This is a genomic window from Streptomyces sp. NPDC058534, assembly GCF_042717365.1.
Lineage (GTDB): Bacteria > Actinomycetota > Actinomycetes > Streptomycetales > Streptomycetaceae > Streptomyces.
The window spans coordinates 6,411-16,750 of sequence record NZ_JBHXNW010000003.1; the positions used below are offsets into that span (position 1 = coordinate 6,411).

General features: G+C 73.8%; 10 protein-coding genes. 8 read left to right on the plus strand and 2 right to left on the minus strand.

Features of this window, described 5'->3' with window-relative positions:
• Window positions 1–392: 392 nt before the first annotated feature.
• Window positions 393–1,238: an HAD family hydrolase gene (locus ACFWR9_RS01995; RefSeq protein ID WP_383834024.1), complete on the minus strand. Its 846-nt coding sequence runs from the start codon at window positions 1,236–1,238 to the stop codon at window positions 393–395.
• A gap of 551 nt (window positions 1,239–1,789) precedes the next feature.
• Between ACFWR9_RS01995 and ssd the strand changes: the two genes are divergently transcribed.
• The 7 genes from ssd to ACFWR9_RS02030 all read left to right on the plus strand — a co-directional run bounded on the left by ssd (window position 1,790) and on the right by ACFWR9_RS02030 (window position 7,380).
• Entirely contained in the window at window positions 1,790–2,959 is a 1,170-nt protein-coding gene (gene ssd, locus ACFWR9_RS02000) for a septum site-determining protein Ssd (RefSeq protein ID WP_383834027.1), read from the plus strand.
• Between the two features lie 314 nt (window positions 2,960–3,273).
• Window positions 3,274–4,500, plus strand: coding sequence for a TadA family conjugal transfer-associated ATPase (locus ACFWR9_RS02005; RefSeq protein WP_383834031.1), 1,227 nt, complete (start codon window positions 3,274–3,276; stop codon window positions 4,498–4,500).
• 2 nt (window positions 4,501–4,502) lie between these two features.
• Complete coding sequence (locus tag ACFWR9_RS02010; protein ID WP_383834528.1) at window positions 4,503–5,375, plus strand: type II secretion system F family protein; 873 nt, start codon at window positions 4,503–4,505, stop codon at window positions 5,373–5,375.
• Entirely contained in the window at window positions 5,372–6,172 is an 801-nt protein-coding gene (locus tag ACFWR9_RS02015) for a type II secretion system F family protein (RefSeq protein ID WP_383834034.1), read from the plus strand. Before ACFWR9_RS02010 ends, ACFWR9_RS02015 begins: the two co-directional genes overlap by 4 nt.
• 92 nt (window positions 6,173–6,264) lie before the next feature.
• Window positions 6,265–6,492: a DUF4244 domain-containing protein gene (locus ACFWR9_RS02020; RefSeq protein WP_383834037.1), complete on the plus strand. Its 228-nt coding sequence runs from the start codon at window positions 6,265–6,267 to the stop codon at window positions 6,490–6,492.
• Window positions 6,493–6,514: 22 nt separating this feature from the next.
• Window positions 6,515–6,910: a TadE family type IV pilus minor pilin gene (locus ACFWR9_RS02025; RefSeq protein WP_383834040.1), complete on the plus strand. Its 396-nt coding sequence runs from the start codon at window positions 6,515–6,517 to the stop codon at window positions 6,908–6,910.
• Window positions 6,911–6,975: 65 nt separating this feature from the next.
• Window positions 6,976–7,380 carry an Rv3654c family TadE-like protein gene (locus tag ACFWR9_RS02030; RefSeq protein ID WP_383834531.1) on the plus strand — a complete coding sequence of 135 codons (405 nt, stop codon included), beginning with the start codon at window positions 6,976–6,978 and terminating at the stop codon, window positions 7,378–7,380.
• Here the strand turns inward: ACFWR9_RS02030 and ACFWR9_RS02035 are convergent.
• The gene (locus ACFWR9_RS02035; RefSeq protein WP_383834043.1) at window positions 7,286–9,799 is read right to left on the minus strand and encodes a DEAD/DEAH box helicase; all 2,514 of its coding nucleotides are present in this window, start codon (window positions 9,797–9,799) and stop codon (window positions 7,286–7,288) included. The two genes, ACFWR9_RS02030 and ACFWR9_RS02035, sit on opposite strands and share 95 nt — an antisense overlap.
• Window positions 9,800–9,881: 82 nt before the next feature.
• Here ACFWR9_RS02035 and bldG point away from each other — a divergent pair, with 82 nt between their 5' ends.
• Window positions 9,882–10,223, plus strand: a complete 342-nt coding sequence (bldG, locus tag ACFWR9_RS02040; protein WP_003975386.1) for an anti-sigma factor antagonist BldG — start codon at window positions 9,882–9,884, stop codon at window positions 10,221–10,223.
• Window positions 10,224–10,340 lie beyond the last annotated feature (117 nt).

The window sequence follows — 10,340 nt, forward strand, 5'->3', positions numbered from 1 at the left end:
GGTGGGGGCGCGCGCGCCCCCGCGCGGGGGGGGGGGCCGCGTTCAAAAGCGGGCCGATTCCGCGGGGGGTCTCCGGAGAGCCCCCCCCCCCGCTGGCATGTCCACCGGGGTACCAAGCGTCCTCGATGTGTTGCCCATCAGGCCGGGTACTTTGCCCGTCACCTGGTGCGGCTGGCCCGTAATCGACGGGTCGACGTCGCGTGGGTGCCCAGTGGCCATGCTCGGTCCGTGGGGCCAATTGCGTTATCTAAGGTGATCCTTTCGGATGTCCTTGGTCTCGCGGGCCGTTGATTCCTTTGTACTCCTGCCCCCGAGCAAGCGGAAGTGCTCGCCGCACTTCTTTACTTTTGCGCTCATACGCGGGTGAAAGGGCCCTCCTGGCCGGCGCGCCGTCAGGCTGCCGCGGACCGCCGCCGGCTCGCGTACCAGACGAGGCCCGCGGTGGCCGCCGCCGCGCCGACCGCGGCGGCGGCGACGAGGGCCGGGCGGGGCGGTACGGAGAACCCCCGGATCCGCTGCTTGAGCCGCACCGGCCGGTGGAAGTCGAGAATCGGCCACCCGCGCGTGAGAGCCTCGCGGCGCAGTGCCCGGTCCGGGTTCACGGCGTGGGGGTGGCCGACGGCCTCCAGCATCGGCAGGTCGGTCGCCGAGTCGCTGTAGGCGTAGCAGCCGGACAGGTCGTAACTCTCCGACCCGGCCAGCTCCCGGATCGCCGCCGCCTTCGTGGGTCCGTACGCGTAGTACTCCACCTCGCCGGTGAAGCAGCCGTCGTCGCCCACGATCATGCGGGTCGCCACCACCCGGTCCGCGCCCAGCAGTTCGCCGATCGGTTCGACGACCTCGGCGCCCGACGTGGAGACGATCACGACGTCGCGGCCGGCGGTGTGGTGCTCCTCGATCAGGGAGGCGGCCTCGTCGTAGATGATCGGGTCGATCAGGTCGTGCAGGGTCTCGGCGACGAGCTCCTTGACCAACTGGACGTTCCAGCCGCGGCACAGTGCGGACAGGTACTCCCGCATCCGCTCCATCTGGTCGTGGTCGGCCCCTCCGGCGAGGAAGACGAACTGGGCATATGCGGTACGCAACACAGCCCTGCGGTTGATCAGTCCGCCTTGGTAGAACGACTTGCTGAACGTCAGCGTGCTCGACTTCGCGATGACCGTCTTGTCCAGGTCAAAGAAGGCCGCTGTGCGGGGCATGGAGTGGGGCAAGGAGTGGTTTTCCACGACCCCGAGCATAGGTGCAGCCCATTCGGCGTAAGGTGGGGCGTGTGGGTTTGCCTGAGAGGGCTCTCGGGTACACCATGGAAGTCACGGATCGTTCGCGACCGTGCTAACCCGGTCCGACTCCTCCCCCCCCGAGTCGGCCGTGGAGACGACCCCCGCTCTCCCCCCCGGCGGGGGTCGTCGCATGTCCGGGTGGGTTTTCTGGCTCTCTTCCTGTTCGGGTCTCCGTGTCGTGGTGGCGCGTGAGGTCAACTTGGCATGCCCATGATTGACTACGTAGCGTAGTTGACGGGCTGCTCTGCGGAAGTCCCGTGCGGGGTGCGGGGTGGCCGGCCGGGGGTCACCGGTTTGAGTGACGGCGATATTCACAACCGTCAACTTGTCCACAGTTTTGGACCAAGATCCACACTATTTCCGCGTTCGCCGCACCTTGATTCCCATGCGTCCGGGCCGCGCCGACTTCTACGGCCGGATCTCTTTGCCGGACGCGTCATGTCGGCCGTTCATACGGGGACCGCTTTCCGGTTCTTCACACGGCCGCGAATCGAAGGGGGAAGCGAACCATGGCCGGAAACATCACGCACGATCCGCCGCCCACCGAGGGAGGCCGGCGGAGCGGGCCGCTGATCGTCACCGAGGACACCGAACTTCTCGACGATCTGCTGCGCCTGTGCGCCGCTGCCGGCGCCACACCGGAGGTGCACCACTCGCTGCCGGCGGTGTCGGGGGCGTCTGGGCAGAGCGGGGTGTCCGCCGGGAGGACTGGGGGCGGGGCGTCCGGACAGCTCGGGGGCTGGGAGGCCGCGCCGCTCGTGATCGTCGGTGACGACGCCGCGCGGCGCGTGCGCGGAGCCGTGCGGAGGCGGGGCGTGGTCCTCGTCGGCCGCGACCAGGACGACTCCGGGGTCTGGCAGCGGGCCGTCGAGATCGGCGCCGACCACGTGCTGGTGCTGCCCGACGGCGAGCAGTGGCTGGTCGACCGCATCGCCGACGTCACCGAGGGCGTCGGCAGGCCGGCCCTCACGGTCGGCGTCATCGGCGGCCGGGGCGGCGCGGGAGCGTCGACGCTGGCCTGCGCGCTCGCCGTCACCTCCGCGCGGGAGGGGCAGCGCAGCCTGCTGGTGGACGCCGATCCGCTGGGCGGCGGTCTGGACGTCCTCCTCGGCGGTGAGACCGCCGACGGGCTGAGGTGGCCCGCGTTCGCTGCCTCGCGCGGACGCGTCGGGGGCGGCGCCCTGGAGGAATCGCTGCCGGAGCTGCATTCGCTGCGGGTGCTCAGCTGGGACCGGGGCGACTGCGTCGCGGTACCGGCGCCGGCCGTCCGCGCGGTGCTCGCCGCGGCCCGGCGCAGGGGCGGCACGGTCGTCGTCGACCTGCCGCGCCGGATCGACGACGGCGTCGCCGAGGTCCTCGCCCAGCTCGACGTCGGGCTCCTCGTCGTCCCCGCCGAGCTGCGGGCCGTCGCGGCGGCCGGCCGGGTGGCCACCGCGGTCGGCATGGTCCTGCGCGACCTCCGCGTCGCGGTACGCGGGCCGTACGCCTCCGGACTCGACGACCGCGAGGTGGCCCGGCTGCTCGGACTGCCCCTGGCCGGCGAGGTGCCGGTCGAGTCGGGACTCCTGCGCGCCACGGAGAGCCGACGCCCGCCGGGCACGTCCGTCCGCGGACCACTGGCGCGCTTCTGCCGTGAGTTCTGGGACCGGACGCTGGTGGAGACGGGCGGTGCGGTGTGAGCGCGGCGGGTTCGGTGTTCGCGGGAGAGTTGGGCGGGGCAAGGGGCGCGGTACCCGGGGGATCCGGGAGGCGCGGGCGCCGTTCCGAGACGCCAAGAGGGCGGACTGCCGGGGTGATCCCCGGTTGGGCATCCCGGACGTCCTCGGGTGGGGCCGGTTCGGTCGGTTCGGCCGGTTTGGTCGCCGGTGGGTCTCTGGGATCGGCCGCCGGTGGGTCCTTGGGATCGGCCGCCGAGGGTGTCATGCGTCCGGCCGCGGAGCTCCGGAGGGTTCCGGCTACGGTTCCGGCCCCGGCTCCCGCTCCCGCTCCGGGGATGCTCGACGGGGTGCGGAGGTGGCTGGCCGAAAGCGGGGCGGAGCCGACACCCGCGCGCGTGGCGCAGGCCCTGCGGGAACAGGGACGGGTGCTCGGAGACGCCGAGATCCTCGGCACCGCGGCCCAGCTCAGGTCGGAACTGGTCGGCAGCGGGCCACTGGAACCGCTGCTCGCCGACCCGTCTGTGACCGACGTGCTGGTGTCCGCACCGGACCGGGTCTGGGTCGACCGGGGCGGTGGTCTGGAGCTCACGCCGGTTTCCTTCCCGGACGCCGGGGCGGTACGGCGGCTCGCACAGCGCCTCGCCACCGTCGCCGGACGACGGCTCGACGACGCCCGGCCGTGGGTGGACGCCCGGCTGCCCGACGGCACCCGGCTGCACGCGGTGCTGCCACCGGTCGCCGTCGGCTGCACCTGCCTCTCGCTGCGGGTGGTGCGACCGCGCGCGTTCACGCTCGACGAGCTGGCCGAGGCGGGCACTGTGCCGCCGGGCGGGGACCGGGTGCTGCGCGCCCTGGTGCGGGCCCGGCTGTCGTTCCTCGTCAGCGGAGGTACGGGCAGTGGGAAGACGACGCTCCTGAGCGCCCTGCTCGGGCTCGTCGGACCGGACGAGCGCATCGTGCTGGCCGAGGACTCGGCGGAACTGCGGCCGGACCACCCGCACGTCGTCCGCCTGGAGACCAGACCCGCCAACCAGGAGGCCGCGGGCCTGGTCACCCTTGAGGACCTGGTCCGGCAGGCGCTGCGGATGCGCCCGGACCGGCTGGTCGTGGGCGAGGTGCGCGGACCCGAAGTGGTCCACCTGCTCGCGGCGTTGAACACCGGTCACGAAGGCGGGTGCGGGACGGTGCACGCCAACGCCGCCGCCGACGTGCCGGCCCGGCTGGAGGCGCTCGGCACGGCGGCCGGCCTGGACCGCGCGGCCCTGCACAGCCAGCTCGCCGCGGCCCTCTCGGTCGTCCTGCACCTGGTCCGCGACCGGACCGGCAGGCGCCGGATCGCCGAGGTGCACGTACTGGAGCGGGACCCGTCGGGGCTGGTGCGGACGGTACCGGCCCTGCGGTGGGGCACGGCGGCCTTCGTGGCCGAACGCGGTTGGGAGCGGCTGCGGGAGCTGCTGCGCGGCGAAGGACTCGGAGGGCTCGAAGGACTCGGAGGACTCGGAGGACTCGAAGGACTCGAAGGACTCGAAGGGCGAGCCCATCGGACGGGAGGCGAGCGGTGACGGTGACCGGGACGGGTGAGCTGTCGACGGGTGTGGCCCTGGCGTGTCTGGGGGCCGCCGCCTGGCTGGCGGGCGGATGGCACTCCGGCGTACGGCGCGCGCGGGCGGTGCTGGCGGAAGGCGGGACGGGCGGGACCGGGCCGCCCCCGGTGCGCCGGGTGACTGAGCGGCTGTGGCGGGTCCGTGGCCGGCTGGGATTCGAGTGGTGGTCCCCGGCCGCGGGGCTGGTGCTGGCACTGCTGGGCACCTCAGTGCTGCCGCTGCTCGCGGGAGCGGCCGGGGTGCCGGTACTGCGGCGGACGCGGCTGGCCGGCGATGCGAGGCGGGCCCGGGAGCGACGGCAGGACGCGGTGCTCGCGCTCTGCGGGGCGCTCGCCGGGGAGGTGCGGGCGGGTCGGCAGCCCGGCGAGGCGCTGTTGTGCGCCGAGCGTGACTCCGGTGGGCTGGGGGACGCGCAGCCGGCCGTGCTGGCGGCGGCCCGGTTCGGCGGGGACGTTCCGGGGGCGCTCGCGACGGCGGCGCGGCAGCCGGGCGCCGAGGGGCTGCGGGGTCTCGCCGCCTGCTGGCGGGTCGCCGTCGATCAAGGGGCGGGGCTGGCCGCCGGACTCGACCGGCTGGAGGGCGCGCTGCGCGCCGAACGGGACCAGCGCTCCGACCTGCGCGCCCAGTTGGCGGGCGCCCGGGCCACGGCGGTGATGCTCGCGGGCCTGCCGGTCCTCGGTCTCCTGCTCGGCGTCGCCCTCGGCTCCGATCCGCTGCACGTGCTGTTGCACACCGGAGCCGGGATCGGATGCCTGCTGGCCGGCGGACTGCTGGAGGGCCTGGGCGTGTGGTGGGTGACGCGAATCGTGCGCGGAGCGGAGGCGGTGTCGTGAACGATGACGTTGTCCACAGGCTGGGGGTAGTGGTGGGGGCTCTGGCGGCGGCCGTTTGGCCGGCGCGGGTGCTCGGAGCCGCGCGGCGGGAGCGGACGGTACAGAGGCGGCTCACGGGGCTGCTGGTGCCGGTCCCGGCCCGCGTGACCCCACGACGCACCGAGGAGGTGCGGGCCGTCGCCCGCGCGTGGCTGCCGCTGCTGGGCACGGTGTGTGCCGGCTGGGTCGTGGTCGGAGGTGCGGCCGGTGCCGTGGTGGGACTGGCAGGCGCGGCGGTGCTGTGGCGGCGACGCTCCCGACGCCCGGCCGCCGGTACGTCCGCGGCCGGGGCCACCGCCGCACAGGCCGCGCGTCAACTGCCCCTGGCGGCCGATCTGCTGGCTGCCTGCGTCGCGGCGGGTGCGAGTCCGGTGACCGCCGCGCGGGCGGTGGGCGACGCCTTGGGCGGACCCGTGGGAGAGGCGCTGGGGCGTGGCGCCGCGGAGGTGCGACTCGGCGGTGAACCGGAGGGTGCCTGGCGCGGGTTGGCCGAGATCCCGGGCGCCGGTCCACTGGCGCGGCTGCTGGAACGGGCCGACGTGTCGGGACTGCCCGCAGCAGGTCCGGCCGCCCGGCTCGCCGCCCAGGCCCGCGCCGACTGGGCCCGCACCACGACGGCCCGGGCCCGACGGGCGGCCGTCATGGTCACCGCGCCGGTGGGGCTGTGCTTCCTGCCCGCCTTCATCGCGGTGGGCGTACTGCCGGTGGTCATCGGACTCGCCGGCGGGGTGCTGGGAGACGGGGGAGGTGGTCGCTGACGGAACGGGGGCGTACCGGCGGGGAGCCGGAGAGCGAGTGACCGAGAAAGACAAGCGAGTGAACAACGGGATCGAACCTCACGGGGGTTGAGATGTATCAGGCGGTACGGGCACGGCTGTGTGCCCTGGTGTGTGGAGCACGGACGGCGCTGCGGCGTCGGGGCGCGGGGCGGGACGCGGGAATGGTCACGTCGGAGTACGCGATGGGGATCGTCGCGGCGGTGGCCTTCGCCGTGGTCCTCTACAAGGTCGTGACGAGCGGTACGGTCAGCGCCGAGTTGCAGGGCATCGTGAAGCGGGCGCTCGATGCGCGGATGTGAGCGGACGGTCGGGTCGGAGGCGATGCCGGGAGCCCGCCGGGGATGCGGCCGCCGCTCCGACGGAGGGTTCGTGACCGCCGAGACGGCCGTGGTGCTGCCGGTGTTGGTGGTGTTCGCGATGGCACTGGTGTGGGGGCTGCTGGTGGTGGCCGCCCAGATCCAGTGCGTGGACGCGGCCCGCACGGGCGCACGCGCGGCGGCACGCCAGGACCCGGACGGCGCGGTCGTCAAGGTCGCCCGGGAGGCGGCGCCGCGCGGGGCACGGGTCACGGTCGCCCGGGAGGCGGGCCTGGTCCGTGTGGTCGTGGTGGCCGAGCCACCGGCGTTGCACGGCCTCCCCTTCGAGGTACGGGAGGAGGCCGTGGCGTCGGCGGAGCGAGCGGTGGGGGCCGAGCCGATGGTGGGGGCGAAGCCGTGAGGGGCGCTCACGACCAGGGGTCCGCCACCGTCTGGAGTGTGGGCGCCGTCGCCGTCCTGTGCCTGGTGTTCGGCATCGTGCTGGCCCTGGGACAGGCGGTGGTGGCCCGGCACCGCGCCGCCGGGGGCGCCGACTTGGCGGCCCTCGCGGCGGCGGACCACTGGGCCCGGGGCGACACGGCGGCGTGTGCCGAGGCCGACCGGGTCGCGCGGGCCCAGGGCGCACGGTTGGTGCGCTGCGTGCTGACCGGGCAGGTCTCGGACGTGTCGGCGGCGTCGGGCCGGGGCCCGTTCGCGGCGGAGGTCCGTGCGAGGGCGGGCCCGGCCCTGTCCACAGGTCCTCAGCCCACCGAACCTCAGCCCGCCGAACCTCTGCCTACTGAGCCTGTTCCGCTTCAGCCTGCTCCGCCCGAGGCTGCTCTGTCTCCACCGCCTCTGCCGCCGCCTCGGCCCCCCTCAGTAGCACCGTGAGCAGCCGCACCGCCCCCCGCTTGTGCAACGGATCGTTGCCGTTGCCGCACTTGGGGGACTGGATGCAGGACGGGCAGCCGGCGTCGCACTCGCAGGAGGCGATGGCCTCCCGGGTGGCCGTGAGCCATTCGCGGGCCGTGTGGAAGGCGCGCTCGGCGAAGCCCGCGCCGCCGGGGTGGCCGTCGTACACGAAGACGGTGGGGAGCAGCGTGTCCGGGTGCAGGGGGATCGACACCCCGCCGATGTCCCAGCGGTCGCAGGTCGCGAACAGGGGCAGCATGCCGATGGAGGCGTGCTCGGCGGCGTGCAGGGCCCCGCCGAGGATCTCCGGGTTGATCCGGGCGGCGTCGAGCTGGTCCTCGGTGACCGTCCACCACACCGCGCGCGTGCGCAGCGTCCGAGGAGGGAGGTCGAGCTTCGTCTCGCCCAGGACCTCGCCGGTGATGAGGCGCCGGCGCAGGAAGGAGACCACTTGGTTGGTGACCTCGACGGAGCCGTAGCACAGGCACCCGTCGCCCCAGGGGACCTCGATGTCGGTCTCCAGGACCGAGATCGCCGTCGTGTCGCGGGCGACCGTCGAGTAGGCGGGGGTGGCCTGTTCGACCAGCGCGACGGAGTCCTCCAGGTCGAGGGAGCGGACGAGATAGGTGCGCCCCTGGTGGAGGTGCACGGCGCCCTCGTGGACGCTCGTGTGGGCGGCACCGGCGTCCACCGTGCCCAGCAGCCGCCCCGTACCGGCCTCGACGACCTGGACCGGACGTCCGCCCTCCCCGCGGATGTCCGTCAGGTCGGCGGCCCGCTCCCGGCGTGTCCAGTGCCAGGCCCGGGTCCGCCGGCGGAGCAGCTTGGCCGCCTCCAGCTGGGGCAGCAGCTCCTCGCAGGCGGGGCCGAAGAGCTTCAGGTCCTCCTCCGTCAGGGGCAGCTCGGCCGCCGCCGCGCACAGATGGGGGGCGAGGACGTAGGGGTTGTCGGGATCGAGGACGGTCGACTCGACGGGCTGGTCGAACAGCGCCTCCGGGTGGTGGACGAGGAAGGTGTCCAGCGGGTCGTCGCGGGCGACCAGCACCGCCAGGGCCCCCTGCCCCGCGCGACCCGCCCGGCCCGCCTGCTGCCACAGGGACGCCCGCGTGCCCGGGTACCCCGCGATCACCACGGCGTCCAGGCCGGAGATGTCGAGGCCGAGTTCGAGGGCGTTCGTCGCCGCGAGCCCGAGGAGTTCGCCGGAGTGCAGGGCGCGCTCCAGGGCGCGGCGCTCCTCGGGGAGGTAGCCGCCGCGGTACGCCGCGACGCGCCGGGTCAGGGAGCGGTCGACCTCGGCGAGGCGCTCCTGGGCGATCACCGAGATCAGCTCGGCACCGCGCCGGGACCGTACGAAGGTGATCGACCGCATGCCCTGGACCGTGAGGTCGGTGAGCAGGTCGGCGGCCTCGGCGGTGGCGGTGCGGCGCACCGGAGCGCCCTTCTCGCCCTCCAGGTCGGTCAGCGGCGGCTCCCAGAGGGCGAACACCAGTTCACCGCGCGGTGAGGCGTCGTCCGCGACCTCGACGACCGGGAGCCCGGTGAGCCGGCGGGCCGCCACCGACGGCTCGGCGGCCGTGGCGGAGGCGAGCAGGAACACGGGCGACGCGCCGTAGCGGGCGCACAGTCGGCGCAGCCTGCGCAGCACCTGCGCGACGTGGGAGCCGAAGACGCCGCGGTAGGTGTGGCACTCGTCGATGACGACGTACTTCAGCGACTTCAGGAAGGAGGACCAGCGCGGGTGGGACGGCAGGATGCCGCGGTGCAGCATGTCCGGGTTGGTCAGCACGTAGGTGCCGTACTGGCGGATCCACTCGCGTTCCTCGAACGGCGTGTCGCCGTCGTACACCGCGGCGCGGACGGCCGTGCCGAGCGGTTGTGAAAGTTCCTTCACCGACCGGCACTGGTCGGCCGCGAGTGCCTTGGTCGGGGCCAGGTAGAGGGTGGTGGCGCCGCGCCCGTTGGCGGCCTCGGAGCCGTCCAGGAGCGTCGACAGCACCGGCACCAGATAGGCCAGGGACTTGCCGGAGGCGGTGCCGGTGGCGACCACCACGGAGTCGCCGTCCAGGGCGTGCTCGGCGACACGTGCCTGGTGGGCCCACGGATGTTCGATACCCGCGGCCTGCACGGCGGCGACGACCTCCGGCCGAATCCGGTCCGGCCAGACGGCATGACGGCCCGCACGCGGGGGCAAGTGCTCCGTATGAGTGATGCGCGCAGCCCGGCTCGGTCCCGCGGCGAGCCGGTCCAGGACCGTGCCTGGTTCCGGCCGGGAGCCGGGCTCCGACGGGGGTCGATCGGGTCGGTGATTCTTGGCCATCGGCACCGAGTCTGTCACTGGCGTGACGGACAATGGGACCAAGGCGTCGTGCACGCCTGCCGGTAAGTGATTGAATGCCATCGCGGCTGGCGTACCGTCCTGGGGGCTTCAAGCCGAGGTGTCCCGATGGACAACCGCTCGATAGCAAGGTGCTGGAGGATCCGTGGACCTGTCCCTGTCGACCCGTACCGTCGGCGATCGTACGGTCGTCGAGGTCGGTGGCGAAATTGACGTATACACCGCGCCCAAGCTGCGTGAGCAGCTGGTCGAGCTCGTGAACGACGGGAGTTTCCACCTCGTCGTCGACATGGAGGGCGTGGACTTTCTCGACTCCACGGGGCTCGGCGTGCTGGTCGGCGGACTGAAGCGGGTGCGCGCCCATGAGGGCTCGCTGCGCCTGGTCTGCAACCAGGAGCGCATTCTCAAGATCTTCCGTATCACCGGCCTCACCAAGGTGTTCCCCATTCACACCTCGGTCGAGGAAGCGGTGGCGGCCACCGACTGACGACCGGTCCCGGGCCCGCGGGCCCGGCCGGCGAGAGAACGAGGGGGGGGGGGGGCCGCGCCCGCCGCCGCCGCCGCCCCCCCCCCCCCCCCGCCCTCCGCCCGAGGTAATAAATAA

Bases quoted from the DNA above. Each gene is read 5' to 3' on its own strand.
- ACFWR9_RS01995 (WP_383834024.1), bottom strand. From the start codon at position 1,238: ATGCTCGGGGTCGTGGAAAACCACTCCTTGCCCCACTCCATGCCCCGC.
- ssd (WP_383834027.1), top strand. From the start codon at position 1,790: ATGGCCGGAAACATCACGCACGATCCGCCGCCCACCGAGGGAGGCCGG.
- ACFWR9_RS02005 (WP_383834031.1), top strand. From the start codon at position 3,274: ATGCTCGACGGGGTGCGGAGGTGGCTGGCCGAAAGCGGGGCGGAGCCG.
- ACFWR9_RS02020 (WP_383834037.1), top strand. From the start codon at position 6,265: ATGTATCAGGCGGTACGGGCACGGCTGTGTGCCCTGGTGTGTGGAGCA.
- ACFWR9_RS02025 (WP_383834040.1), top strand. From the start codon at position 6,515: ATGCCGGGAGCCCGCCGGGGATGCGGCCGCCGCTCCGACGGAGGGTTC.
- ACFWR9_RS02035 (WP_383834043.1), bottom strand. From the start codon at position 9,799: ATGGCATTCAATCACTTACCGGCAGGCGTGCACGACGCCTTGGTCCCA.